Origin of the sequence: Microbacterium sp. CSI-V, from assembly GCF_001984105.1 — a bacterium.
GTDB lineage: Bacteria > Actinomycetota > Actinomycetes > Actinomycetales > Microbacteriaceae > Microbacterium.
This window is the reverse complement of sequence record NZ_MTQM01000009.1, coordinates 39531-66106: the sequence shown is the minus strand read 5'-3', so window position 1 is coordinate 66106 and position 26576 is coordinate 39531. Positions and strand designations below refer to the sequence as shown.

At 69.9% G+C, this 26576-nt stretch carries 22 protein-coding genes; 14 read left to right on the top strand and 8 right to left on the bottom strand.

Annotated elements, in window-relative coordinates:
- Nucleotide 1 precedes the first annotated feature (1 nt).
- The 3 genes from sucB to CSIV_RS11010 are packed head-to-tail and all read right to left on the bottom strand — an operon-like array spanning nt 2 to nt 4643.
- Nucleotides 2-1753 (bottom strand): 2-oxoglutarate dehydrogenase, E2 component, dihydrolipoamide succinyltransferase, encoded by a 1752-nt coding sequence (gene sucB / locus CSIV_RS11020; RefSeq protein ID WP_077051475.1) that lies wholly within the window; start codon nt 1751-1753, stop codon nt 2-4.
- Nucleotides 1754-1806: 53 nt separating this feature from the next.
- A complete protein-coding gene (gene lpdA / locus CSIV_RS11015; protein WP_077051474.1) occupies nt 1807-3180 on the bottom strand; it encodes a dihydrolipoyl dehydrogenase in 1374 nt (457 codons plus the stop codon).
- Complete coding sequence (locus CSIV_RS11010; RefSeq protein ID WP_077051473.1) at nt 3177-4643, bottom strand: leucyl aminopeptidase; 1467 nt, start codon at nt 4641-4643, stop codon at nt 3177-3179. Before CSIV_RS11010 ends, lpdA begins: the two co-directional genes overlap by 4 nt.
- 85 nt (nt 4644-4728) lie before the next feature.
- Here CSIV_RS11010 and CSIV_RS11005 point away from each other — a divergent pair, with 85 nt between their 5' ends.
- From CSIV_RS11005 to murJ, 4 genes are all read left to right on the top strand, one after another.
- Nucleotides 4729-5655: a proteasome assembly chaperone family protein gene (locus CSIV_RS11005; RefSeq protein WP_077051472.1), complete on the top strand. Its 927-nt coding sequence runs from the start codon at nt 4729-4731 to the stop codon at nt 5653-5655.
- Between the two features lie 297 nt (nt 5656-5952).
- Complete coding sequence (locus CSIV_RS11000; RefSeq protein WP_077051471.1) at nt 5953-7275, top strand: RNA polymerase sigma factor; 1323 nt, start codon at nt 5953-5955, stop codon at nt 7273-7275.
- Nucleotides 7272-7973, top strand: a complete 702-nt coding sequence (locus CSIV_RS10995) for a coenzyme F420-0:L-glutamate ligase (RefSeq protein WP_077051470.1) — start codon at nt 7272-7274, stop codon at nt 7971-7973. Before CSIV_RS11000 ends, CSIV_RS10995 begins: the two co-directional genes overlap by 4 nt.
- A 10-nt stretch (nt 7974-7983) precedes the next feature.
- Entirely contained in the window at nt 7984-9576 is a 1593-nt protein-coding gene (gene murJ, locus CSIV_RS10990) for a murein biosynthesis integral membrane protein MurJ (protein ID WP_077051469.1), read from the top strand.
- A 36-nt stretch (nt 9577-9612) separates the two neighbouring features.
- Here the strand turns inward: murJ and CSIV_RS10985 are convergent, their stop codons facing one another.
- A complete protein-coding gene (locus tag CSIV_RS10985) occupies nt 9613-10647 on the bottom strand; it encodes a sugar-transfer associated ATP-grasp domain-containing protein (RefSeq protein WP_077051468.1) in 1035 nt (344 codons plus the stop codon).
- A gap of 146 nt (nt 10648-10793) precedes the next feature.
- Here CSIV_RS10985 and CSIV_RS10980 point away from each other — a divergent pair, with 146 nt between their 5' ends.
- The 3 genes from CSIV_RS10980 to CSIV_RS10970 are packed head-to-tail and all read left to right on the top strand — an operon-like array spanning nt 10794 to nt 13527.
- A complete protein-coding gene (locus tag CSIV_RS10980) occupies nt 10794-11822 on the top strand; it encodes a sugar-transfer associated ATP-grasp domain-containing protein (RefSeq protein WP_077051467.1) in 1029 nt (342 codons plus the stop codon).
- Entirely contained in the window at nt 11822-12472 is a 651-nt protein-coding gene (locus tag CSIV_RS10975; protein ID WP_077051466.1) for an alanine racemase, read from the top strand. The genes CSIV_RS10980 and CSIV_RS10975 overlap by 1 nt, the downstream gene beginning before the upstream one ends.
- Nucleotides 12469-13527, top strand: coding sequence for an alanine racemase (locus CSIV_RS10970; protein ID WP_077051465.1), 1059 nt, complete (start codon nt 12469-12471; stop codon nt 13525-13527). The genes CSIV_RS10975 and CSIV_RS10970 overlap by 4 nt, the downstream gene beginning before the upstream one ends.
- A 31-nt stretch (nt 13528-13558) precedes the next feature.
- Here the strand turns inward: CSIV_RS10970 and CSIV_RS10965 are convergent, their stop codons facing one another.
- Nucleotides 13559-13780, bottom strand: a complete 222-nt coding sequence (locus CSIV_RS10965; RefSeq protein WP_077051464.1) for a DUF7455 domain-containing protein — start codon at nt 13778-13780, stop codon at nt 13559-13561.
- Nucleotides 13781-13942: 162 nt separating this feature from the next.
- Here CSIV_RS10965 and CSIV_RS10960 point away from each other — a divergent pair, with 162 nt between their 5' ends.
- Nucleotides 13943-16015, top strand: a complete 2073-nt coding sequence (locus tag CSIV_RS10960) for a DNA gyrase/topoisomerase IV subunit B (protein ID WP_139340688.1) — start codon at nt 13943-13945, stop codon at nt 16013-16015.
- A gap of 51 nt (nt 16016-16066) precedes the next feature.
- Here the strand turns inward: CSIV_RS10960 and CSIV_RS10955 are convergent, their stop codons facing one another.
- The gene (locus tag CSIV_RS10955) at nt 16067-18526 is read right to left on the bottom strand and encodes a DNA gyrase/topoisomerase IV subunit A (protein WP_077051462.1); all 2460 of its coding nucleotides are present in this window, start codon (nt 18524-18526) and stop codon (nt 16067-16069) included.
- A gap of 70 nt (nt 18527-18596) precedes the next feature.
- Here CSIV_RS10955 and CSIV_RS10950 point away from each other — a divergent pair, with 70 nt between their 5' ends.
- Nucleotides 18597-19724 (top strand): alkaline phosphatase family protein, encoded by a 1128-nt coding sequence (locus CSIV_RS10950; protein WP_077051461.1) that lies wholly within the window; start codon nt 18597-18599, stop codon nt 19722-19724.
- A gap of 10 nt (nt 19725-19734) precedes the next feature.
- On the opposite strand, the gene sepH is transcribed toward CSIV_RS10950, so the two are convergent.
- Entirely contained in the window at nt 19735-20778 is a 1044-nt protein-coding gene (sepH, locus tag CSIV_RS10945; protein WP_077051460.1) for a septation protein SepH, read from the bottom strand.
- A 211-nt stretch (nt 20779-20989) separates the two neighbouring features.
- Between sepH and CSIV_RS10940 the strand changes: the two genes are divergently transcribed.
- Complete coding sequence (locus CSIV_RS10940) at nt 20990-21283, top strand: DUF4193 domain-containing protein (RefSeq protein WP_077051459.1); 294 nt, start codon at nt 20990-20992, stop codon at nt 21281-21283.
- On the opposite strand, the gene CSIV_RS10935 is transcribed toward CSIV_RS10940, so the two are convergent.
- Complete coding sequence (locus tag CSIV_RS10935; RefSeq protein WP_077051458.1) at nt 21258-21749, bottom strand: DUF3093 domain-containing protein; 492 nt, start codon at nt 21747-21749, stop codon at nt 21258-21260. The genes CSIV_RS10940 and CSIV_RS10935 overlap by 26 nt on opposite strands.
- Nucleotides 21750-21761: 12 nt before the next feature.
- On the opposite strand from CSIV_RS10935, the gene dut reads away from it, so the two are divergent.
- The 4 genes from dut (at nt 21762) to CSIV_RS10915 (ending at nt 26538) form a co-directional block, all read left to right on the top strand.
- Nucleotides 21762-22217: a dUTP diphosphatase gene (dut, locus tag CSIV_RS10930; protein ID WP_077051457.1), complete on the top strand. Its 456-nt coding sequence runs from the start codon at nt 21762-21764 to the stop codon at nt 22215-22217.
- On the top strand, nt 22214-22822 hold the full coding sequence (locus CSIV_RS10925; RefSeq protein WP_077051456.1) for a DUF3710 domain-containing protein: 609 nt from the start codon (nt 22214-22216) through the stop codon (nt 22820-22822). The genes dut and CSIV_RS10925 overlap by 4 nt, the downstream gene beginning before the upstream one ends.
- Nucleotides 22819-23568, top strand: a complete 750-nt coding sequence (locus CSIV_RS10920; RefSeq protein ID WP_077051455.1) for a DUF3159 domain-containing protein — start codon at nt 22819-22821, stop codon at nt 23566-23568. Before CSIV_RS10925 ends, CSIV_RS10920 begins: the two co-directional genes overlap by 4 nt.
- A gap of 135 nt (nt 23569-23703) precedes the next feature.
- Nucleotides 23704-26538, top strand: coding sequence for an aconitate hydratase (locus CSIV_RS10915; RefSeq protein WP_077051454.1), 2835 nt, complete (start codon nt 23704-23706; stop codon nt 26536-26538).
- Nucleotides 26539-26576 lie beyond the last annotated feature (38 nt).

Genomic DNA, 26576 nt, shown 5'->3' with positions numbered 1-26576 from the left:
ATCAGATCCCGAGGTCGCCTTCGAACTGCGCAGCCTCGAGACGGGCCTTGACCGCACCGAGGAAGCGAGCCGCGTCGGCACCGTCGATGATGCGGTGGTCGTACGAGAGCGCCAGGTAGACGTACGAACGGACCGAGATCGCATCCTTGCCGTCGACCGAGACCACACCGGGCTTCTTCACGACCGCACCGAGGCCGAGGATGGCCGACTGCGGGAGGAAGACGATCGGCGTGTCGAACAGCGCACCACGCGAACCCGTGTTCGTCAGGGTGAAGGTGCCACCGGCGAGCTCGTCAGGCTTCAGCTTGTTGTCGCGCGTCCGGGCCGCCAGGTCGGCGATCTCGCGAGCGAGCTGGGCGATGTTCTTCTCGCCGGCGTCCTTGACGACCGGGGTGAGCAGGCCGCGCTCGGTGTCGACGGCGATCGCGACGTTCTCGTGGGCCGGGTAGACGATCTCGTCGCCCTCGACCGTCGAGTTGATGATCGGATAGGTCTTCAGCGCTTCGATGGCGGCGAGGGCGAAGAAGGGGAGGAACGACAGCTTGTCCCCCGTCTTCTGCTGGAACTCGCCCTTGACGCGATCCCGGAGCGCCGCGACCTTGGTGACATCGACCTCGACGACGGTCGTCAGCTGAGCCGTGGCCTGCATCGATGCGACGGCGCGCTCGGCGATGACCTTGCGCAGACGCGACATCTTCTGCGTCGTTCCGCGCAGCGGCGAGACCTCGACCGGCGCAGCGGGTGCGGCGGCAGCAGCGGGGGCGGCAGCGGCAGCCGGGGTCGACTTCGCGGCCTCGGCGGCCTTGAGGACGTCCTCCTTGCGGATCCGTCCGCCGACGCCGCTACCGGTGACGGTGGCGAGGTCGACGCCCTGCTGCTGGGCCAGGCGGCGCACCAGCGGCGTCACGTACGTGACCTCGTCGCCGCTGGAGGCGGGAGCCGACGGCGTCGCGGCCGGAGCGGCAGGCTGCGCCGCCGGGGCGGGCTGCTCGGCCGGCTTCTCCTGCGCGGGGGCGGCGGGCTGCTCCGCGGGGGTAGCGGGCTGCTCGGGCACCTCGTTGGGCTGCGGCTGCTGGATGGGCTCTTCCTCGATGGCCGGGGCGGGCTGCGCCTGGGCCGGGGCGGCCGCGCCGCTTCCGATGCGGGCGAGGGCCGAACCGACGGCGACCGTCTCGTCCTCCTGGACGAGGATCTCCTGCAGCGTGCCGGCGACCGGCGAGGGGATCTCGGTGTCGACCTTGTCGGTCGAGATCTCGAGCAGGGGCTCGTCGACCGCGACGTCGTCGCCCACGGCCTTGAGCCACCGGGTGATCGTGCCCTCGGTGACGCTCTCGCCGAGCTCGGGGAGCTTGACCTCGGTCGCGTCGGACGACGCGGCGGGGGCGGACTGCTCGGCGGGGGCCGAGTCGGAGGGGGCCGACTCCGCGGCCGGCGCGGCCTGCTCCTCGGCGGCGGGGGCCGGGGCCTCCTCGGCCGGGGCGGCCTCGGGAGCGTCGTCCGAGGACGGCGCGCCGGAGCCGTCACCGATCTTCGCCAGGACGGCGCCGACCTCGACGGTCTCGTCCTCCTGGACGAGGATCTCCTCGATCACGCCGGAGACGGGCGAGGGGATCTCGGTGTCGACCTTGTCGGTCGAGATCTCCAACAGACCTTCGTCCTCCTGGACGGTGTCACCCACCTGCTTGAGCCAGCGGGTGACCGTTCCCTCGGTCACGCTCTCGCCGAGAGCGGGGAGGACGACGGAAGTGCTCATGGATATGTCTCCTTCGTACCGGATGCGGTGTCTAGCTTAGTGACGGCTGGGGGTCAGAGTGCGTGCAGGGGCTTGCCGGCCAGGGCGAGGAAGGCCTCACCCAATGCTTCGCTCTGCGTGGGGTGGGCGTGGACGAACGGGGCGATGTCCTCGGGGTGGGCTTCCCACCCGACGGCGAGTTGCGCTTCCGTGATGAGTTCGCCGACGCGGTCTCCGACGAGATGAGCCCCGACGACGGGACCGTCGATGCGGCGAACGATCTTCACGATGCCCGCGGTCCCGATGATCTCACTGCGGCCGTTGCCTGCCAGGTTGTACTCGTAGGCGCGGACGGCATCGGCACCGAAGCGCTCCTGGGCTTGTGCTTCCGTCAGCCCAACGGAGGCGACCTCGGGGTGCGAGTAGGCGACGCGCGGCACGTCGACGTCGGGCACGAGGACGGGAGACAGACCGGCGATCTCCTCCGCCACGAAGATGCCCTGCTGGAAGCCGCGGTGCGCGAGCTGGAGCCCGGGCACGATATCTCCGACGGCCCAGACGTGCGGGGCCGTGGTGCGCAGTCGCTCGTCGGTCTGGACGAACCCGCGGTCGAGCCGGACACCCGCGTCCTCGAACCCCAGACCCGCGGTGGCAGGCCCCCGGCCGACCGCGACGAGGACGTAGTCGGCCTCGAGGTTCGTCCCGTCGTCGAGGCTCACGGTCACGGCGGACTCGGTCTGCGTCACGGAGGAGAAGCGCCGCCCGAGCTGGAACCCGATCCCGCGTTTGCGGAACGCGCGTTCCAGCGACTTGCTGGAGGAGACGTCCTCCGCGGGCAGCAGATGGGGGAGCGCCTCGACGATCGTCACCTCGACGCCGAACGATCGCCACACGCTCGCGAACTCCACGCCGATGACCCCGCCGCCGAGCACGACCACGCGCTCGGGCACGACATCCAGGTCGAGCGCCTGCTCGCTGGTGAGGACGCGACCCCCGATGTCGAGCCCCGGGAGCGTCCGACTGTAGGACCCGGTCGCGAGGATCACGTCCGACCCGCGGTAGACGTCGTCGCCCACCCGCACGGTCGCGCCGCTCTCGAGCGAGCCCTCGCCCCGGACCACGCGGATGCCGCGCGCGGAGATGAGCCCCTCGAGGCCCTTGAACTCCTTCGCGACGATGCCTTCGCGGTAGGCCCGGACGCCGGCGGGGTCGATCCCCCCGAACGACGCCAGGACGCCGATGTCGCCCGCACCGCGAGCCGCGTCGGCGACCTCGGCCGCGTGCAGCAGCGCCTTCGTGGGGATGCAGCCCCGGTGCAGGCAGGTGCCGCCGAGCTTGTCCTTCTCGACGAGGACGACGTCCTTGCCCAGCTCGGCGAGCCGCAGGGCGGCGGCATAGCCGCCGCTGCCCCCGCCGAGGACGACGACGTCGGCCGTGAACTCGGTCACCGCGCGCTCCCCGCGGAGAGGAGTTCGACGAGCGAACGCACCGTGGCGCCCGTCACGCCCTTGTCCGTGAACCCGTGCGGGGCGGATTTGTTCATCCCGACACCGGCGATGTCCAGGTGCACCCACGGAATGCGCGGAGCGTCGGCATCCTCGGAGACGCGCCCGACGAAATGCCGCAGGAAGAGGCCGGCGAACAGGGACCCGCCCGCCGGGTCGCCGATCTTGGCGTTCTGCAGGTCGGCGATGGGGGAGTCCAGCTCGTCGACCATGTGCGCGGGGAGGGGGAGCTGCCAGGCGAGCTCGGCCACGCGGCCCGCGGCGGCGAGATACTCGGCCACCGCCTCGTCGTCGCCCATCACCCCGGTGTGGCGGTTGCCCAGAGCGACCGTGATCGCGCCCGTGAGGGTGGCCACGTCGACGATGAGGTCGGGGTTCTCGCGGCTCGCGGCGACGAGCCCGTCGGCGAGCACCAGGCGCCCCTCGGCGTCGGTGTTCAGCACCTCGACAGTGGTGCCGTCCAGCATGCGCAGCACGTCGCCCGGGCGCGTCGCGCGACCCGACGGCATGTTGTCGGCGATGCACAGCCAGGCGCTCACCCGGACCGGCAGAGCTATCTCGGCGGCGGCCCGGAGCACGGCGAGCACCGTCGCGGCACCGCACATGTCGTACTTCATCCCGACCATGGATGCCGCGGGCTTCAGCGACAGCCCGCCGGTGTCGAACGTGATGCCCTTGCCCACGAGGGCGACGTGGCGGTCGGCATCGACGGGGGAGTATTCGAGGTGGACCAGGCGCGGCGGACGATCCGAGCCCTGGCCGACGCCGAGGATGCCGCCGTAGCCGCCGTCCGCGAGCGCGTGCTCGTCGAGCACGGTCACCGTGACGGGAAGGCCCTCGACGGCCGCGACGGCGGCGTCGGCGAAGTCGGCCGGACCGAGCCACTCGGCGGGCGTCGTCACGAGGTCCTTCACGAGCGCGACCGCACCGGCGACCGCCGCAACCCCGGTCTGCTCGGCATCCGTGGGCGGCGTCGTCCCGTGGACGCTCACGCGGGACGCGCGGGCCTTCGGCGTCTCGCTCTTGTACCCGGCGAAACGGTAACCGCCCAGCGCCGCACCCTCGGCGAGCGGAGCCCAGGCGGCATCCACCAGCGGCTGCACCGCGACGTGCTCGAAACCCGTCAGCTGGCGCAGGCCCGTACCGACCGCATCCCGAAGGGCGGCCACGTCCGGCGCCGCGCCCGCGCCGACCACCGCGACCGGGAGGGTCACACCGGGGACGTGCACCCGCTGGAACGAACCGGCGCCGCCGGAGAAACCCACGGCGGCGAGCGAAGCCTTCAGACCGTCCCATCCCGCGGGGTCCGGCTCCGAGCCGTCGGACTTCGCGACCACCAGGAGGATCGCATCGGCGCCGGAGTCGAGGACGGGGACATCGGAGTACGTCACGGAGGGGAATGGCATAGCTTCCATCCTAGGTTCGCGGGTGTTCGCTAGCAGCGGGACGCACCGCCGTCGTCGTGTCGGACACGGCTCGTAGAGTGGAGGCATGCCGCATCCCGCACCGCTGTACGACCGCGCCCCCGCCGCGCCGCCGGTGCCATCCGGGCTCCCGCTGGTCATCGCGCTCACCGGATTCACCGACGCGGGCGGAGCGGTCACCCGTCTGGTCGAGTACTTCCGCGACGATCTCGAACCCCACCCCGTCGTGGTCTTCGACAACGACACGCTGCTCGACTACCGCGCGCGGCGTCCCGTCATCACCTTCGTCGAAGACCACCTGACGGACTACCGGCCCCCGCGTCTCGAGCTCTCACTCGCACACGACTCGCTCGGTCATCCGTTCCTCCTGCTCGCGGGGTACGAACCCGACTTCCTCTGGGAGGCGTTCGCCGAGAGCGTGCTCGAACTCAGCGCCGGCCTCCAGGTGTCCTCGATCACCTGGGTGCACGCCATTCCCATGCCCGTGCCCCACACCCGCCCGATCGGCACCACGGTGAGCGGTACTCGAAGCGACCTCGCCGAGGCGCACTCGGTCTGGCGCCCGCACACGCAGATCCCTTCCACGGTGGGTCATCTGCTCGAGTACCGGTTCGCCGAAGCCGGGGCGAAGATCGCCGGTTTCGCCCTTCTCGTCCCGCACTACCTCGGCGACACCGAGTACCCCGCGGCGGCGCTGGCCGGTCTCGACAGCCTGACCGTCGCCACGGGACTCGTCTTCTCCGGCGAAGTGCTGCGTGAAGAGAACCGCGAGTTCCTCGGGAAGGTCACCGAGCAGGTCGAGGGCAGCGAAGAGCTCACGCGCATGCTGCAGGGCCTCGAGGAGCGCTACGACGCGTACATGGCGGGCTCGACGCAGGCGACGCCCATCATCCACACCGGCGATCTGCCGAGCGCCGACGAACTGGCGGCGGAACTCGAGCGCTTCCTCGCGAATCGACCGGGCGACGACGATCGCCGCGGCCGGCTGGGCTGACGCACAGGAAGTCGACGCGCGGAGCGCCTTTCGCGGTCCGGACGTCGGAACGACGGGCCTGTGACGTGGGATCGCTCCCGCGTCACAGGGAATACCGAGGGATCACGCGTCGTTGCATACGCATAGATGCCCGGTGCACGTCAAGTCCCGCGCTGGGGATGTGAGACAATGAAGAACCTGACCCGTTGTCGGCCGAACCTGGAGCCCGCTCCACAGGATCGGACTTGACAAGGGTCTTACTAGTGTCCGAGAACGACCGGCGGCCGTGCAACATGCGTTCCCGGTGAAAGGCGAAACGTGGCAGGCACGAACACCAAGACCCGCTCCGGCAGTGAGAAGGACACCGACCTCGACGCTGCCGAGGAGACCACGACCGCGTCGAAGAAGACCGCGGCCAAGAAGGCTCCCGCCAAGGCGAAGGCGACCCCGGCCAAGGCGAAGTCCAAGGCCAAGTCCGACGACGACCTCGAAGAGGACGACGTCGAAGAAGACATCGACGAAGACATCGAGGTCGCCGACGACTCCGACGACGACGACACCGACGGAGACGACGCGGCCAAGCCCGCGGCGAAGAAGTCCGACGACGAGAGCGACGACGACGACGAGTCGCCCGCCGCGCCCGCCGAGGCACTTCCCACCGGCGCGATCGTCATCTCCTCGAGCGACGAGGACGACGTCCCGGTCTACTCGGCGCAGATCACCGGCGCCACGGCCGACCCCGTCAAGGACTACCTGAAGCAGATCGGTAAGGTCCCGCTGCTGAACGCGGCCGAAGAGGTCGAGCTCGCCATGCGCATCGAGGCCGGTCTGTTCGCGGAAGAGAAGCTGTCGAACATGTCGGCGGCCGAGAAGACCAGCCAGCTGGGCCTCGACCTCCAGTGGGTCGCCCGCGACGGCCAGCGCGCCAAGAGCCACCTGCTCGGCGCCAACCTGCGTCTCGTCGTCTCGCTCGCCAAGCGCTACACCGGTCGTGGCATGCAGTTCCTCGACCTCATCCAGGAGGGCAACCTGGGTCTGATCCGTGCGGTGGAGAAGTTCGACTACACCAAGGGCTTCAAGTTCTCGACCTACGCCACCTGGTGGATCCGTCAGGCGATCACGCGCGCCATGGCCGACCAGGCCCGTACCATCCGCATCCCCGTGCACATGGTCGAGGTCATCAACAAGCTCGCGCGCGTCCAGCGCCAGATGCTGCAGGACCTCGGTCGCGAACCCACCCCGGAAGAGCTGAGCCGCGAACTCGACATGACCCCCGAGAAGGTCATCGAGGTGCAGAAGTACGGCCGCGAGCCGATCTCGCTGCACACGCCCCTCGGTGAAGACGGCGACAGCGAGTTCGGTGACCTGATCGAGGACACCGAGGCGGTCGTCCCGGCCGACGCGGTGGGCTTCACCATGCTGCAGCGTCAGCTGGAGTCGCTCCTCGACTCGCTCAGCGAGCGCGAGGCGGGCGTCATCCGCATGCGCTTCGGTCTCGGCGACGGCCAGCCCAAGACGCTCGACCAGATCGGCGACACCTTCGGCGTGACGCGTGAGCGCATCCGCCAGATCGAGTCCAAGACCATGGCGAAGCTCCGGCACCCCAGCCGTTCGCAGTCGCTGCGGGACTACCTCGAATGAGCGCGGAGGCCAACGCCGGCAAGGCGCTCACCCGCACCGTCGAGGGCACCTCGTACGCCCGCATCCCGATCCGCACCCGGGTCGTCATGCCGGGCGACGATCTCGACGCGTTCATCCTCGAGTACGCGAAGGATGCCGTGCAGCCGGGCGACCTGCTGTTCGTCACCGAGAAGATCGTGGCGATCACGCAGGGTCGTTCGTTCAAGCTCGACAGCATCAAGCCGCGAAAGCTCGCCCTGTTCCTGTCGAAGTACGTCACCCGGACGCCGTACGGCATCGGACTCGGCATGCCCGAGACGATGGAGATGGCCCTGCGCGAATGCGGCACCCCCCGCATCCTGTTCGCCGCGGCCGTCTCGGCCGTGACCAAGGCGTTCGGGCGGAAGGGCGACTTCTACCGCATCGCCGGTGACAAGGCGCGCGCCATCGACGGCCCCACCAAGGGCACGATCCCGCCGTACAACCAGGCCGTCGTGCTGGGTCCGGAGCGTCCGCGCGAGGTCGCGACACGCCTGAAGGCGCTGCTGGGCATCGATCTCGAGGTCGCCGTCGTCGACATCAACGACCTGGGTGGCAACATCCTCGGTTCGACGATGGACAAGGCCGGAGAGAAGCGTCTCGTCGCGATCCTGAAGGACAACCCGCTCGGTCAGGGACACGAGTCCACGCCGCTGGGTATCGTCCGCGCCGCGGCCTGACGCGCACTCGATGAATCTCGCACGGGCGAGCAGCCTCATCGCCGCGGGCACCCTGGTGTCGCGCATGACGGGGCTGGTGCGCACCATCGTCCTGGTCGCCGCGATCAGTTCGGTGGGCGCATCGGCCGACGCCTTCTACGTCGCCAACCAGCTGCCGAACACGGTGCTGACGCTGATCTCGACGGGTCTGCTGACCGGAGTGATCGTGCCCCGCGTCGTGGCGGTGAGCGCGCAGGCCGACGGTGGTCGGATCTTCCTCCCCAAGCTGATCACGGCCGGGGCGGCGATCCTGCTCCTGACCACGGCGGTGGCGCTCGCGCTCGCGCCGGCGCTCGTCGCGGTGATGGCGAGCGGGTACGACGGCGCGACGCGCGACCTGACGGTGGCGTTCGCCTACTGGTGCCTGCCGCAGATCTTCTTCTACGGCATGTTCGCGCTGATCGGCGAGAGTCTGAACGCCCGCCGCATGTTCACTCCGTACGCGTGGGCGCCCGTGATCAACAACATCGTCTCGATCGCGGGCTTCGGGCTGTTCATCGTGCTGTTCGGGTTCCACCGCACCGAGGTCGGATGGTGGACGCCGTCCTCCATCGCGCTGGTCGGCGGAACGGCGACGCTGGGCATCATCGCGCAGACGGTCGTCCTCGCCGTCGCCTGGCGCCGATCCGGCATCCCGCTCCGTCCCGACTTCCGCTGGCGCGGGGTGGGCTTCGGCAGCATGGGGAGCCTCGCCACCTGGACGTTCGGCATGGTCGTCGTGACGCTGCTCGCCGGGCTCGTCCAGGTGAACGTCATGAGCGCCGCGTCCGGCGAGAACGCGTCAGTCGCCGTGTGGGGCAACGCCTGGCTGATCTACATGGTGCCGTACTCGCTGATCGTGCTGTCCATCGGGACGCCGTACTTCACGCGGATCGCCGAACACGCCGCGGCCGGTCGCGGCGACGACGTCCGCGCCGACATCAGCGCCGCGATCCGCATCCTCGGCCTGTTCGTCGTGATCTCGGCCGGCGCACTCATCGCCGCGGCAGCTCCTGCCTCGCGCATCTTCACCAGCAGCGCCGGCGACGCGCTCCTGGCCGCGCCCGTGCTCGTCGCGTTCCTCGTCGGCCTGGTACCGATGGCCGTGCTGTTCATCATCCAGCGGACGTTCTACGCCTACGGCGACACGCGGACCCCGTTCTTCTTCACTCTTGCTCAGGGTGTCCTCGTGGTCGTCCTCACGCTCCTGGCCGTCATGGTCCCGAAGGAGTTCCTGACGGCCACGGTCGCCTCCGTGCAGACGCTCTGCGGCATCCTCGAGCTCCTGCTCGCGATCTGGCTGCTCCGCCGGAAGATCGGCCCCCTCGGCATCCGGAAGGCCGTCACCTCGCTGGCGGTCTTCGTCGGCGCCGCGATCCCGGCCGCCTTCGCCGGGTGGGGGATCTACCTGTGGTCCGGCGCCGATCAGGGGTGGATGCTCGACAACCTGTTCTTCGGCGCGGTCGGCACTGCGCTCATCTGCTCCGTCGCGGGGGCGATCTACCTCGGCATCCTCGCGGGGCTGCGGACGCCGGAGCTGACGTCCGCGATCACGCTCGTGCGCGGGCGCTTCGGGCGCCGCTGACGCGTCGGGTCTGGGCGGTCCGCTGGCCGACGCTGCTCAGCGGCGACGTTCCAGGATGCCGGGACCGATCGCGTCGCGGTAGCGGTGCAGGAGCCCCGTCCGGATGCCGGACACGCTCGGCTTCATCTGGAACACGCTGGAGTTGTGGTTGGCCTCGATGAGCGCGGGGCCGTCCGGCGTGATGGCGACGTCCCAGCCCACGTACGGCACGGTGGGGAGGCGACGCGAGGCCTCCTCGACCATGGCGAGCGCCTCGGCGAACAGCGGCACCTGGAATCCCGCGATGTCGACGCCCGTCACCGGATGCCGCGCGAACACGTTCGAGTTCTTGTCGACACCGGCCCACTGCGCGACACCGACGTCGTCGACCATGGTGAACATGCCACCGCCGGCGAAGTTGTCGACGACCCCGCCGTTGCCGATCCGCAGCACGGAGGCGATGAGGTGGAAGCTGCCGTCGTCGCGGCGGAACGTGATGAGCCGGAGCGTGTTGACGCTGCCCGGGTACAGGCGGGCCATGTCCGCGTGCTGGGGGAGGATCTCCTCGACCAACGCACGGTTCTCGGACACCAGGGTCGCGCGCCACGCGGCGACGTCGGGGATCTCGTCGCGGGTGAAGGTGGTGATGCCACGACCGCCCTCGCCGAGCGCGGGCTTGACCAGGACACGCGGATGCCGTGCGAGGAAGTCCGTGAGCTCCTGCTCGGTCGCCGTGGAGGCGTCGATCCACTCGCGGCCGATCATGTCCGCGAAGTCGCGGTAGAACCGCGGCTTGTCGCCCAGCAGGGCCGCCGAATTGGGGCCGTTGAGCGTGTTGTTCAGGCGGATCGCCTTGGGGTGCGTCATCCAGGTCCGTCGTTCACGACCGTTGAGGAGACGGATGTCCCAGACCGCGTAGTCGCGGAAGCCCATCTCGTAGCGCACCGACGACCAGAGCATGTCGGCGATGATGACGGGGAGTGGCGCGCGGGAGACCTTCTTCACCTGACCGGCGAACTCGGTGACGTTGCCCAGGCTCAGGCGTCGAGCTCGCTGCAACAGGTACCGGACGCGCAGAGACCTCTGTGACACCTCGACACGCTAACACAGCGCCACCGAGCCGCCGGGGCGCCGGCTCCCGGAGGTCGGCCTCGTATGATGGGTACTTCGGAAGCGCTGCGACGGACGTTCATCTGAGCGGCGACTGACCTCCGGACGAGAAAGCGATCAGCCTGCCGATGGACATCTCCCCGAAGGCGCGCGCCGCCTACTTCCTCAAGCGCGTCGCCGCATTCCGCCCTTCCCGCGTCTGGACGTTCGCGCGTCAGATCGGGCAGGAGCAGGGCAAGTTCGCCCCGTTCGTGCTCGTCGACATGCTCTGGTGGGCGGCGTTCCACGACACCGCCTACATCGACTACTACGAGGCGGACTTCGCGCTGCTGAACCGTCGCGAGCGCAAGACGTTCATGACCTCCCTCATCCAGCACCACCTCGCCACCGCGGTGAACGACCGCGAGGTCGCCAAGACGCTGGAGAACAAGCTCAACTTCAACCGCGCGTTCGAGGAGTTCCTGGGGCGCGAGTGGATGCAGCTGGACACCACGGACACCGCCGCGCTCAAGGACTTCGCCGAGCGCCACCCCGTGATCATCGCGAAGGTGCCGGTGAGCCGCGAAGGGAAGGGCGTCTTCCGCTACGACACCGCCGAGGTGACGGACTGGGACGCCTTCCGCGCCGAGCTCGTCGAAAAAGGCCAGATCCTCATCGAGCAGCCGATCGTGCAGCACCCCTACCTCGCGTCGTACTGCGCGGGGACGGTGAACACGACCCGCATCACCACGTATTTCGACGGCGAGACCGTCCACCCCATGGTGATGGTCCAGAAGTTCGGGCGCGGAGCGGTGAGCGACCAGTTCACCTGGGGCGGCTTCTTCACGATGCTCGACGACGACGGGCACTCCGTCGGCCCCGGCCACACGGGCAAGCACAAGAGCCGTTACGACGTCCACCCCGAGTCGCAGCAGTCCATCGTGGACTTCCAGGTTCCGCTCTGGGATCAGGCCCTCGCGCTCGTCGACAAGGCCGCCCGGCGCATCCCCGAGGTTCCGTACGTCGGTTGGGACGTCGCGGTCGGACCCGAGGGGCCGGTCCTCATCGAGGGCAACTGGATCCCCGGGCTCTACGAGACGCGCGTGAGCACGACCGGTATCCGCGAGGGCTCGCGACCGCGCCACGAGCGGCTGATGGGCGACGCCCTCCGCCGCTGATGACTCCCGACGCCGTGGTGCCCGCCGCATCCGACACCGCCGGGGGAGTCTCTCCCGTCGCTCGTGTGTCGGAGCGGAACCTGCGCGCGAACGCCCGGCTCGCGCCGGTCGGCGCCGCCGACGACGTGCTCGCCGCCGATGCGTGGGGACACGGCGCCAAGTGGGTGGCATCCGTCCTGGCATCCGTCGGGGTCGACCCCGACGAGCTCGAGGCCGCCACCCTCTTCGGTCTTCCGGGCGGAGACATTCGCGCGCGGCCGGTGCTGTCGCTGCACGGGCGTGTCCTCGGGACGAAGGCGCTGCTCACCGGTGAGGGCGTCTCGTACGGATATACCCACCGTGCGCCGCGCGACACGACCGTGGCGCTGGTGACCGGCGGGTACGCGCAGGGCGTGGTGCGCTCGCTCGGGAACGTCGCCGACGTCGTCATCGACGGTCGTCGCCATCGCATCGTCGGGCGAGTGGCCATGGACGTCTGCGTCGTCGACGTCGACGCCGCGCGTCCCCCGCGCGGCGGCGAAGTGGTCTTCTTCGGGGATCCCGAGGCCGGTGCCCCCTCGCTCCGGGAGTGGACGGATGCCACCGGCTGGACCGCCGGCGAGATCGTCGCCGCCGTCGGTGCCCGCGCCGTGCGGGCGGTGATCGCGTGAGCGCCGAATATCGGGTCGACCTCGACGCCTTCGCCCGAAACCTCGCCCGTGTCCGGGAGGCCGTCGCGCCCGCACGGCACATGCTCGTCGTCAAGGACGACGCCTACTCCCACGGACTCGAGCGGATCGTCCGGCGAGCGGTGGCCGAGGGTGTGAGCTGGATCGGCGCGTTCGACGTCGAGACCGGGCGCGCGGTGCGCGCCGTCGCGGGCCCGGACGTGCGCATCTTCGTCTGGCTTCTCGGGGGAGCCGACGACCTCGCGGGCGGCATCGCCGCAGACCTCGACCTGGGCATCGGCGACGAAGCGCTCCTCGCCGACCTCGCGGCGCAGAACACGCTGCCGTCACCGGCCCGGGTGCACCTCAAGATCGATACGGGCCTGCACCGCAACGGCATCCGTCCCGAGGACTGGAGTCGAGCGCTCGAGACCCTGTCGACCCTCGTCGGCGAGGGGAAGGCCTCGTTCGAGGGGCTGTGGTCGCACATCGCGGAGGCCTCGGATGCCGACGACGACGACGCCCGCGAGATCTTCCTCGCCGCACGGGCTGCGGCCGTCGACGCGGGCCTGGCGCCGCGGTTCTCGCACCTGGCCGCCAGTGCGGCGGGGTTCGCGCGAGCGCCGTTCCGCGAGGACATCGTCAGAGTCGGGGCATTCTCCTACGGCATCCGCCCCGCCGGCGGCCCGGGCGAAGGGGAGCTCGGGATCGAGCCGATCTCGACGCTCGTCGCGACGGTCACGGCGGTGGAGGGCGACGCGGTACGCCTCGACCTCGGCAGCCTGCACGGGCTCCCCTCGGTCCTGGAGGGTCGCTTCTCGGTGGCGACCCCGGCGGGACCCCGGCGCGTCCTCACCATCGAGCCGGGCTCCACGCTCGTCGAGACATGGTCGGAGGCCGCGCCCGGTGACATCGTGACGGTGTGGGGGCGCGGGGGAGTGGCGTCGGCCACCGACCTCGCCGAACTCATCGACACGATCGGCGAGGAGATCGCGCTCCGGGTGTCACCGCTCGTCCCCCGGCGGGATACGACGAACGGGCCCCGTCGCGCTCGGTGAGCGCAGTCGGAGCCCGTTCGGACGTGAAGGGTCAGTCGGCGGCGTGCAGACGAGCGGTCTCGTCGTGCCACGAGGTGGCGATGCTGCGGAGCTTCTCTTCGTACTTGCGCCCGTGGTGGGCGCAGAAGAGGAGCTCACTGCCGTTGACTTCGGCGGCGATGTAGGCCTGCGCTCCGCAGGAGTCGCAGCGATCGGCTGCCGTGAGGCGGTGATCGAGGACGGCGGACGCGTCGGGTGCAGTCGTGGTGGTCATGTCGGGTGCCCTCCTCGGGTGATCGTGGGCGAGTCTCCATATACAACCACGCGGATGTTTCGCCTATGCCGCGGCTTGATCACATTTCGCTGTGCGCGTACGGTGACCCGACCTCGCTGTGTGTCTGCAAGCCGATGTCGGAGCCGCCGATTACGCTGAGAGATCGTGACGTCCGAGTATTCCGCCCATCATCTCCAGGTCCTCGAAGGACTCGAAGCGGTGCGCAAGCGCCCGGGCATGTACATCGGGTCCACCGACTCCCGCGGTCTCATGCACTGCCTGTGGGAGATCATCGACAACTCCGTCGACGAGGCCCTCGGCGGATTCGGCACTCGGATCGACGTCCTGCTGCATCCCGACGGCAGCGTCGAGGTCCGCGACCGGGCCCGTGGCATCCCGGTCGACGTCGAACCCCGCACCGGACTCACGGGCGTCGAGGTCGTCTTCACGAAGCTGCACGCCGGCGGCAAGTTCGGCGGCGGGTCGTACGCGGCCTCCGGCGGTCTGCACGGCGTCGGCGCCTCGGTGGTCAACGCGCTGTCCGAGCGCCTCGACGTCGAGGTCGACCGCGGCGGCAAGACGTACGCGATGTCGTTCCACCGCGGCGAGCCCGGGGTGTTCGCGGGCGACGGTCCCGACTCGGCCTTCACGCCGTACGACTCGAGCAGCGAGCTGCGGGTCGTCGGCAAGGCCCCGCGCGGCGCGACCGGTACCCGCATCCGGTACTGGGCCGACCGGCAGATCTTCACGAAGGATGCCGCGTTCGGCTTCGACGAGCTCGTGCAGCGCGCCCGGCAGACGGCGTTCCTCGTCCCAGGTCTCGAGATCGTCATCTCCGACGAGCGGGGCGACGAGCCGGTCGAGACGAGCTACCGCTTCGACGGGGGCATCTCGGAGTTCGCCGACTTCCTCGCCCCCGACTCCGCGATCACCGACACCTGGCGGCTGACCGGTACGGGCACGTTCACCGAGACCGTGCCCGTCCTCCAGCCCGGCGGCTCGATGGTGCCGACCGAGGTGCAGCGCGAGTGCGAGGTCGACATCGCCGTGCGCTGGGGCACCGGCTACGACACGACCACGCGGTCGTTCGTGAACATCATCGCCACGCCCAAGGGCGGCACGCACCAGCAGGGCTTCGAGCAGGGCCTCATGAAGATCCTGCGTACCCAGGTCGAGCAGAACGCGCGCAAGCTCAAGGTCGGCAACGACAAGATCGAGAAGGACGACATCCTCGCGGGTCTCACCGCCGTCCTCACGGTCCGTCTTCCCGAGCCGCAGTTCGAGGGCCAGACGAAAGAGGTCCTCGGAACCCCGGCCGTGCGGCAGATCGTGACGCAGGTCGTCTCGAAGGAGCTGACCGAGCGCTTCGCGTCGACCAAGCGCGACGACAAGGCGCAGACGGCGCTGCTGCTCGAGAAGGTCGTCTCCGAGATGAAGGCGCGCATCTCCGCGCGCACCCACAAAGAGACGCAGCGCCGCAAGAACGCGCTCGAGTCGTCCTCGCTGCCGTCGAAGCTCGTCGACTGCCGCTCGAACGACGTGGCCGACTCCGAGCTGTTCATCGTCGAGGGGAACTCGGCGCTCGGCACCGCGCGCGATGCCCGCAACAGCGCGTACCAGGCCCTGCTCCCGATCCGCGGCAAGATCTTGAACACGCAGAAGGCGTCGATCAGCGACATGCTGTCCAACGCCGAGTGCGCCTCGATCATCCAGGTCATCGGCGCGGGCTCCGGCCGCTCGTTCGACCTCGACGCCGCACGCTACGGGAAGATCATCCTGATGAGCGACGCCGACGTCGACGGCGCCCACATCCGCACTCTGCTGTTGACCCTGTTCTTCCGCTACATGCGCCCGCTCGTCGAAGCGGGGCGCGTCTTCGCCGCCGTCCCGCCGCTGCACCGGGTCATCGTGATGAATCCCGGGTCCAAGCCCAACGAGACGATCTACACCTACAGCGAGCAGGAGCTGCACGGCCTGCTCGCGAAGCTCAAGAAGTCGAACAAGCGCTGGCAGGAACCGATCCAGCGGTACAAGGGCCTGGGCGAGATGGATGCCGATCAGCTCGCGACCACCACGATGGACCGCGCCGGCCGCACCCTGCGGCGGGTGCAGGTGCGCGACATCGAAGAGGCGGCCCAGGTGTTCGATCTCCTCATGGGCAGCGACGTCGCCCCTCGCCGGGAGTTCATCGTCGATTCCAGCGATCGGCTGGCGCGCGAGCGCATCGACGTCTGAGACGCCGCGCACCCCCGCTCCGCGCGGCGCCGACCCGCCGCGAGGCCCGTCTCAGCGGATCGTGGTGCCGATCGCGCCGACGACCGCGTCGAGCGGCTGACCCGAGGCGTCGCGCTTCGCGCCGGGCTCGGGCAGCGTCCGCACGGAACCGTCGGTGCCGACGGCGCGTGGGTCGGACCCGACCCACGCCAGCGTCAGGGCGTCCTCGCCGCGGAGCAGGCGCTGCGCGCGCACACCACCCGTCGCGCGGCCCTTCGCCGGGAACTCAGTGAAGGCCGAGACCTTGGCGCTGCCGGCGTCCGTGCCCGCCAGCGCGGCGGAGGATCCGGCGACCGTGACGACGACGGCATCGAACGACGATCCGCCCACGACGGCGAACGCGATCACCCGGGCACCGTCGGACAACCGGATGCCGGCCATGCCGCCGGCCGAGCGTCCCTGCGGTCGCACGGACGAGGCGTCGAATCGCAGCAGTTGCGCGTCGTCGGCGATGAACACCAGCTCGGCGGCATCCGAGGCCGGTGCTGCTCCGACGACCCGATCGCCGTCGCGGAGGACGATGATCTCGATCTCGGGCTTCGTGCCGAGCTCGCTCGCCGCCACGCGCTTCACGATGCCCTGGGCCGTGCCGAGAGCGATGGGCGGACCATCGGTCAACGGGACCAGGGCGACGACCTGTTCGCCCTTGGCCAGGGCGAGGTACTGCTCGACGCGCGTTCCGGCGGCCATCTGCACGGCGTTGCCTGGCACCGACGGCAGGTCGACGGGGGAGAAGCGGACGAGTCGGCCGGCCGAAGTGACGGCGCCGATGTCGCCTCGGGTCGTGGTGTCGACCGAGGAACGGATCGCGTCGTGCTTCGCGCGCCGCGTGGGCGGCACGACACCGCCGCCGGGAGCGTCGGCCGTGAGCTCGGCACGCACCATCCGGCCCGTGGCGGAGAGGAACACCCGGCACGGGGAGTCGGCGATCTGCAGGTCGGCGGCCGCGGCGGCCTTCGCGGACCGGGGCTGCACCGGACCACCGTTGAGCAGCATCGTGCGGCGCGGGGTGCCGTAGGCCTCGGCGGCGGCCTCGAGTTCGGCGGCCACCTGGCCGCGGAGCAGGACATCACTGGCGAGGAGCTCGACGAGCTGGTCGATCTCGGCCTGCAACTGGTCGCGCTCGGCCTCGAGCTCGATGCGCGAGAACCTCGTGAGGCGCCGCAGGCGCAGCTCGAGGATGTACTCGGCCTGCGGGTGCGACAGGTCGAAGACCTCCTGCAGGCGTGTGCGGGCCTGCTCGCCGTCGTCTGAGGAGCGGATGACCTGGATGACCTCGTCGATGTCGAGGATCGCGATGAGCAGGCCCTCGACCAGGTGGAGGCGCTCGCGCTTGCGCGCCAGACGGTACTCGCTGCGACGCGTGACGACGCGGATGCGGTGGTCGAGGTACACCCGCAGCATGTCGCGCAGCCCCAGCGTCTGAGGCTGGCCGTCGACGAGCGCGACGTTGTTGATGCCGAACGAGTCCTCGAGCGGAGTCAGCCGGTAGAGGTGCTCCAGCACCGCCTGCGGGTCGAAGCCGGTCTTGATGCCGATGACGAGCCGCAGGCCGTTCTGGCGGTCGCTGAGGTCGGTGACGTCGGCGATGCCCGCGAGCTTCTTCGCCTGAACGGCATCCTTGATCTTCTCGATCACCCTCTCGGGGCCGACGAGATACGGAAGCTCGGTGATCACGATGCCGGTGCGGCGGGGGCCGAGCGACTCGATAGACGCCTTCGCCCGGGTGCGGAAGAGCCCGCGGCCCTGGGTGTACGCGTCCTTGATGCCGTCCAGTCCCACGATGATGCCGCCCGAGGGGAGGTCGGGACCCGGGACGAACTCCATGAGCTCCTCGACCGTGGCATCCGGGTTCTGGAGGAGGTGGACGGCGGCTGCCACGACCTCGATGAGGTTGTGGGGCGCCATGTTCGTCGCCATGCCGACCGCGATGCCGGTCGCACCGTTGACCAGCAGGTTCGGGAACGCCGCGGGCAGCACGTCGGGCTGCTGGAACTGGCCGTCGTAGTTGGGGACGAAGTCGACGACGTCCTCGTCGAGGTGCTCGGTGAGCGCGAGCGCGGGCGGGGCGAGACGCGCCTCGGTGTAGCGCGACGCGGCGGGGCCGTCGTCGAGCGAGCCGAAGTTCCCGTGGCCGTCGACGAGGGGCACCCGCAGCGAGAAATGCTGCGCGAGACGCACGAGCGCGTCGTAGATCGCCGTGTCGCCGTGCGGGTGGAGCTTTCCCATCACCTCGCCGACGACGCGCGCGCTCTTGACGTGCCCACGGTCGGGCCGGAGGCCCATCTCGGCCATCTGGTAGAGGATGCGCCGCTGGACGGGCTTGAGGCCGTCGCGGGCGTCGGGCAGCGCGCGCGAGTAGATGACCGAGTAGGCGTACTCGAGGAACGACCCCTGCATCTCGACCGAGACATCGACGTCTTCGATGCGCTCGGGGGCGGGGGAAGCGGCAGTGGAACGGGAATCGGGCATAGGTGCGGCCTCGGGTCGGGCGGGCGTCGATCGCGACGGGGGCGGAAAGTCGTGTGGAAGACTGGCCCCGATGTCCCTCAGCCTACCGGCGGCCCCGCCGCGTGCCCGGAGCCTCACCGGAGTGGTGAGCGAGGCGATCGCCGCCCTCGACGGGCGATCGGAATGGTTCGCTCCGGCCCGGAGCGCCGTGGTGTTCGTCGTCGACGGGCTCGGCTCGCACAATCTCGCCGAGCGTCGCGGTCACGCGCGGTTCCTCGGCTCCGCCGGTTCGCGACGCGACATCGCCCGCACGGTGTTCCCCTCCACGACCGCAGCGGCGCTGACGAGCCTGTTGACGGGGTCCGAGCCCGGCGCGCACGGGATCGTCGGCTACCGCACGCGGATCCCCGGTACCGCCGTGGCCGCCAATCAGCTGCACGGCTGGGAGACCGACGGTCTCGACCCGCGCACGTGGCAGCGCAGCCGACCGCTGTTCGAGAGCGAGGCCGAACGCGGTCGCCCCGTGTTCGTCGTCTCGCGTCCCGACTACACCGGCACGGGGTTCACGGCGGCGACGCTCCGGGGCGCCGAGTTCGTCTCGGCCGCCGACGTGCGCGAGCGCGCCGCCATCGCCGCCGACCTCGCTTCGCGGCATCCGGGAGCCCTCGTCTACCTCTACACGCCCGACCTCGACAGCGCCGGACATCGCGACGGCTGGGAGTCCGATCGCTGGATCGACGCCCTCGAACGCGTCGACGCCGCTGCGCGCGACCTCGCCGGCGCGATCGACCCCGCGACCGGCGTGCTGGTCACCGCGGATCACGGGATGGTCGACGTCCCCGCCCGCAAGCACGTGCTGCTCGGCCACGGCGACGCGCTCGTCGACGGCGTCGAGATCGTCGGCGGCGAGCCCCGCATGCTGCACCTGTACACCGCGCCGGGCGAACAGGATGCCGTGGCCGGGCGATGGCGCGAACGCGAACAGGCGCGGGCCTGGGTGATGACGCGGGACGAGGCGATCGCCGCCGGACTGTTCGGTCCGGTGGCTCCGGAGGTGCACGAGCGCATCGGGGACGTGCTCGTCGCCGCCCGCGGGCGATTCGCGTACTACGACGATCGAGAGAGCGACAAGCGCCCTCAGCGCATGGTCGGCCAACACGGTTCGCTGACCGACGAGGAGCGCACCGTGCCGCTCCTGCGGCTCGGCGCATTCGCCTGACGAACGGGCGTCAGCTCTCGTCCGTGCGGGCTCCGAACACGATCTCGTCCCACGACGGCATCGACGGTCGGCCCTTCGCGCGTCGTCCGGAGTCGGTGGATGCCGGGGGAGCGGCGGTGCGCTCGGGTTCGGCCTCGGGCTCCTCGGCGCGGTACTCCGGCTCGAGGGCGTCGAAGAGGGCGACCGGCGCACTGGGCGCGCGCTGCTCGGGCTCGCGTGCCTCGACGACGCCGGGGAGCGGCTCGCGCTGACCGCGACGGCGGCGGAGGGCCTCGAGCAGATCGGCGGTCTCGGAGGACGTGACCGGAGCGTCAGGTGCCCGCTTGATCGCCGCCGCCTGCACTGCGGCCGCGACGGGACCGGTGGCTTCGATGCCCGGTTCGTCCTCGATGTCGAGACGTCGCGGACCGAAGGCGCCGCTGTCGAAGCGCGTGTCGTCCTTGGGGAGCGGGGTGTCCAGGGCACGCAGCCGCGGGATGAGTCCCTCGGGCAGCGATCCCTGGCGCGAGAGCTGGATGGCATCCGAGTTCTGAGGGGAGAGGGTGCTGCGCCGCGGGTCGAAGCCCCAGCGGGCGTCGTGATCGATCCCGTTCGCGGTGAACTCGAGCTTCACCATCCAGCCCGAGGAGTCCTTCCAGCTCGTCCAGCGCTCCGCCGACGCTCCCGCTTCGGCGAGCTTCGCGCGGACGGCCGTCCCGAAGGTGACCGGACCGTCGTGTTCCAGCGCGCCGCCGAGGAGGACGGGGACGGCGAGGGCCTGCGCGACCACGTGCTCGCGCTCGGCGAGGACGGGACCTTCGAAGCGCTCCACGTCCTCGACGCGGGCGCCCAGGAGCGTGGCGACCTCTCGCGCCGAGAGCCCGGCTCGGATATGGGCCTGGATGTCGCGCGGGCTCGGGCGGGGCGCGCGCTCGTCGTCGTGCTCGCGCCCACGGCGCGCGCGGCGCGCTTCTGCGCGCAGCACCTCGTCGAGCGGCAGGGCGAAACGTTCGCCCGCTTCGGTCGCGACGACGAGGACGTCATCCTCGGTTCCGATGACTTTGAGCTGTTCCATGCGAAACACCCCTCCGATCTGCGGTCGAGCCCCATGCTGACACGCCCCCGGGGCCGGAGCCGGGAATAACGCGGGCGCGCCGCGAGTTTGACGCGTCGCAGGGCCCGCATGTCCCGAGAACCGCATTTGCTAATCGTGTTCGGGTCATGCAAACTATGGCCGCCCGTTCGGGCGATGCACCACGAAAAACCGGAAGTAGAGACCTTCACGCATGGCCACCGATTACGACGCACCGCGCAAGACCGAGGACGACAGCGAGTCGATCGAGGCCCTCAAGGAGCGCGTGCCCGACAAGACGTCGGGGTCGATCGACAACGAGGATGCCGACAACCCCTCGGGCTTCGAGCTGCCCGGGGCCGACCTGTCGGACATCGACCTCGATGTCGTCGTGCTTCCCCCTCAGGACGACGAGTTCACGTGTATGAACTGCTTCCTGGTGAAGCACCGTTCCCAGATCGCCGAGGAGAGCGGCTCCGGCTTCATCTGCCTGGAGTGCGCAGCCTGACCTGAGCGCGCTGGATCGCCGCCACGAGGCGGTCCGGCGTCCGGGTCGACACCACCCACAGGGGAGTCGGATCATCGGGATCGGTCACGGGTACCGTGACGATCCCGTCGATCCCTCCCCGGATGAGATGCCAGGCCCGCCGGTCGAGACCACTCCCGCGGGCCGTTCGAGCCTCGTCCGCCACGACACCGGCCGGTACCCCCAGGTACTCCACCGGGATGTGCGCGCGGCCGGCCCGCAGTTCGCCGTCCCGCACCTCGACCACGGGGGAGAGCCCGACGAGCGCGGACACGATCCCGACCGACACAAGCAGGCCCACGACGAGGGCGACCGTGGTGTCGATGGGGGAGAAGACCAGGGCCGCCATGGGGCCGCAGACCGCCGCGGCGACGAGCGCCCAGAGGGACGGACTCAGGCGTTCGCGGTACTCGATTCCGGTGCGGATGCCGCACCCCCTCTTCTGCATTACCCTCGTGGGGTGACCGAAACGGTGGACGTCCTCATTGTCGCATCCGAGCCTCCGGTCTTCGCCCACCCCGGCGACGCCGGAGCCGACCTCGTCGCCGCCGAAGCTGTCCGGCTCGAGCCCGGTCGTCGTGCGCTCGTCTCCACCGGCGTACGCATCGCCCTGCCGGACGGATACGCCGCCTTCGTCGTTCCCCGCAGCGGCCTCGCTGCCAAGCACGGCATCACGATCTTGAACTCCCCGGGCACCGTCGACGCGGGCTACCGCGGCGAGATCAAGGTGGCGCTGCTCAACACCGACCTCGACGAGGCCTACGAGATCGCGGTCGGAGACCGCATCGCACAGCTCATCGTCATGCCCGTCCCACCCGTGCGCTTCATCCCCGTCGACGACCTCCCCGCCAGCGTGCGCGGAGAAGGCGGCTTCGGATCCAGCGGCTACCAGACCCCTTCAGGGAGCACCCGATGACCGACGACTCCGACCAGCAGATCGAAGCCGCACCGCCCGCCAAGAGCGGACCGGTGGACCGCGAGACCGTCGGTCCCTTCGACGAGTCCGAGGCCAATGCGGTGCGCCCGTACATCGATCTCGGGGGCATCAAGATCCTGCCGCGGGAGGGCCTGAACCTCCGACTCGAGGTCGAGGAGCAGACCAAGCGCATCGTCGCCGTCGGGCTCGACTACGCCGAGTCGACGCTGCAGGTGCAGCCGTTCGCGGCGCCTCGTTCGAGCGGCCTGTGGGAGGAGACGCGCGAGCAGATCCGCCAGCAGGTCAAGCAGCAGGGCGGCCGCGTCGAGGAGCGCGAGGGCCCCCTCGGCCCCGAGCTGCTCGCCGAGGTTCCCGTCGTGGCCGGACCCGACGGTTCCACGAAGCGTCTGGCGCGCTTCGTCGGCGTCGACGGACCGCGCTGGTTCCTGCGCGGTGTCATCGGCGGAGCGGCGACGTCGGACGTCGAGGCGGCCGGCGCCGTCGAAGACCTGTTCCGGTCCATCGTCGTCGTGCGCGGGAGCTCGCCCATGCCCCCGCGCGATCTGATCCCGCTCCGGATGCCGACCACCCCCGGCACGGCATGACCGAGTCCGCGCGCCCCGACGACGGCGACCGCGTCCCTCTCGAACCGCCCTCGGCGGCCGACAGCGTCTCCGCGGCGCTCGGCAGCGCGGCGCGACGCGCGGGGCTCGATCCGTCGAAGCATTCCTCGACCGGCGCGGCCGTCTGGGCGGCCATGGGCGGGTGGCGCGGCATCCTGGAGTCCGTCCTGCCGTCGCTGGCGTTCGTGGTGCTGTTCACCGTCACGATCGATCCCGAGACGCGCCAGGGGAACCTCCCCCTGAGCCTCGGGGTCTCCGTGGGGCTGGCACTGGTCTTCACCATCGCCCGCCTGCTGGCCAAGTCGCCTCCGAGCGCGGCGATCGGGGGATTGGTCGCGACGGCCGCCGCGGCGCTGCTGACGCTGTTCACCGGCCGCGGGCAGGACAACTTCGTCTTCGGCTTCTTCACCAACGGCGCGTACGGCGCCGCGTTCCTCGTCTCGGTGCTCGTGGGCTGGCCGTTGATCGGTCTCATCGCCGGGTACCTGCTGGGCGAGGGCACGTCGTGGCGCGCCGACAAGCGTCGCCGCCGCGTGTTCACCTGGCTGTCCCTCGGGTGGGCGGCGCTGTTCTTCGCTCGCCTGGCGGTGCAGCTCCCGCTGTACTTCGCGGGCGACGTCACCGCTCTCGGGACGCTGAAGATCATCATGGGTCTGCCGCTGTTCGCTCCGATGGTGGCCGTGACGTGGCTCGCCGTGCGCGCTCTCTCCCCCCGGCGCGAGTCCTGATACATTTATCTTGATATCAAGATAAATCTCCCTCCCGCGCGGTTAGGTCGGCCTTCCTGGCATCCTCTGCACCGCGCAGGGAAGATGGGAGAGGGCGGGCCGACGCCTGCGCATACGCCGACGAAGGAGACGATCGTGTCCACGGTTGACAGCTTCGGTGCCAAGAGCACCCTGACGGTCGGCAGCACCGACTACGAGATCTTCCGCATCGACACCGTCGCCGGGTTCGAGAAGCTCCCGTTCAGCCTGAAGGTGCTGCTGGAGAACCTGCTCCGCACCGAGGACGGGGCGAACGTCACCGCCGAGCAGATCCGCGCCCTCGGCTCCTGGAACCCGGATGCCGAGCCCGACACCGAGATCCAGTTCACGCCCGCGCGCGTCGTGATGCAGGACTTCACCGGCGTCCCCTGCATCGTCGACCTCGCGACGATGCGCGAGGCCGTCACGGCCCTCGGCGGCGACCCCAACCGCATCAACCCCCTCTCGCCGGCCGAGATGGTCATCGACCACTCGGTCATCGCCGACCTCTTCGGCAGCGAGAACGCCCTCGAGCGCAACGTCGAGATCGAGTACGAGCGCAACGGTGAGCGCTACCAGTTCCTCCGCTGGGGCCAGACCGCCTTCGACGACTTCAAGGTCGTCCCCCCGGGCACCGGCATCGTCCACCAGGTGAACATCGAGCACCTGGCCAAGGTCGTCTACGACCGCTCCGTCGACGGCGTCCTCCGCGCCTACCCCGACACCTGCGTCGGCACCGACTCGCACACCACGATGGTCAACGGCCTGGGCGTCCTCGGTTGGGGCGTCGGCGGCATCGAGGCCGAGGCCGCGATGCTCGGTCAGCCCGTGTCGATGCTCATCCCGCGCGTGGTGGGCTTCAAGCTCAGCGGCGAGATCCCCGCCGGCGTCACCGCGACCGACGTCGTCCTGACGATCACCGACATGCTGCGCAAGCACGGCGTCGTGGGCAAGTTCGTCGAGTTCTACGGCGAGGGCGTGGCATCCGTGCCGCTCGCCAACCGCGCCACCATCGGCAACATGAGCCCCGAGTTCGGCTCGACCGCGGCGATGTTCCCCATCGACGACGTCACGCTCGACTACCTGCGCCTCACCGGTCGCGACGAGCAGACCGTCGCGCTCGTCGAGTCCTACGCCAAGGAGCAGAAGCTCTGGCACGACCCGGCGCGCGAGCTCGTCTTCAGCGAGTACATGGAGCTCGACCTCTCGACCGTCGTCCCCTCGATCGCCGGCCCGAAGCGTCCCCAGGACCGCATCCTGCTGTCCGAGGCGAAGTCGCAGTTCGAGAAGGACATCCTCAACTACGCCGCCGCGTCCACCTCGGACTCGATCGTCGACCTCGAGAGCGACCAGTCGTTCCCGGCCTCCGACCCGGGCCCCGTGCCGGGCGACGAGCACACCCACACCGGTGAAGTGCTCATCTCCTCCGGGCACCCCGCCAACGCGTCGAAGCCCGTGAAGGTCACCACGCCCGAGGGGCAGTCCTACCTGCTCGACAACGGCGCGGTCACGCTCGCCGCCATCACGTCCTGCACGAACACCTCGAACCCCTCGGTCATGATCGCGGCGGGTCTGCTCGCCAAGAACGCCGTCGACAAGGGTCTGAAGCGCAAGCCGTGGGTCAAGACGACGCTCGGCCCCGGCTCGAAGGTCGTCACCGACTACTACGAGAAGTCGGGTCTCGACAAGGCGCTCGAGGGCCTGGACTTCTACACCGTCGGCTACGGCTGCACGATCTGCATCGGGAACTCCGGCCCCCTCATCGAGGAGGTCTCCGAGGCGATCAACGAGAACGACCTCGCCGTCACGGCCGTCCTCTCCGGCAACCGCAACTTCGAGGGTCGCATCAGCCCCGACGTGAAGATGAACTACCTGGCATCCCCGCCGCTGGTGGTCGCCTACGCCCTGGCCGGCTCGATGAACTTCGACTTCGAGACCGACCCCCTCGGCAAGGACCAGAACGGCGAGGACGTCTTCCTCAAGGACATCTGGCCGGCGCCCGACCAGGTGCAGACGATCATCGACGCGTCGATCTCGCGCGAGCAGTTCATCCAGCAGTACGCCACCGTCTTCGAGGGCGACGAGCGCTGGAAGAACCTGCCCACCCCGACCGGTCCGATCTTCGAATGGGATGCCGACTCGACCTACGTCCGGAAGGCGCCCTACTTCGACGGCATGTCGATGGAGCCGTCGCCGGTCACCGACATCAGCGGCGCGCGCGTCATGGCGGCCCTCGGCGACTCGGTCACGACCGACCACATCAGCCCGGCCGGCAACATCAAGGCGGGCACGCCCGCCGCGCAGTACCTGACCGAGCACGGCGTCGCGCAGAAGGACTTCAACTCCTACGGCTCGCGCCGCGGCAACCACGAGGTCATGATCCGCGGCACGTTCGCGAACATCCGCCTGAAGAACGAGCTCACCGCGGCCGTCAACGACGGCAAGGTCGTCGAGGGCGGATACACCCGTGACTTCACGCAGCCCGGTGGTCCGCAGTCGTTCATCTTCGACGCGAGCCAGAACTACCAGGCGCAGGGCACCCCGCTGGTGATCTTCGGCGGCAAGGAGTATGGCTCCGGTTCGTCGCGCGACTGGGCGGCCAAGGGTACGAACCTGCTCGGTGTGAAGGCCGTCATCACCGAGAGCTTCGAGCGCATCCACCGCTCGAACCTCATCGGCATGGGCGTCGTCCCGCTGCAGTTCCCCGCGGGCGAGAGCTGGAAGTCGCTGGGCCTCGACGGCACCGAGATCGTCTCGATCGAGGGCCTCGAGCAGCTCAACGAGGGCGTCACGCCCAAGACCGTCAAGGTCACCGCCGAGCCGAGCGAGTTCTCGCCCGAGGGCAAGCAGACCGTGACGTTCGACGCCGTGGTCCGCATCGACACCCCCGGTGAGGCCGACTACTACCGCAACGGCGGCATCCTCCAGTACGTGCTGCGTTCGCTGGTCTGATCCCCGCCTCGACAGCGCCCCGGGAGCTCCTGCCCCCG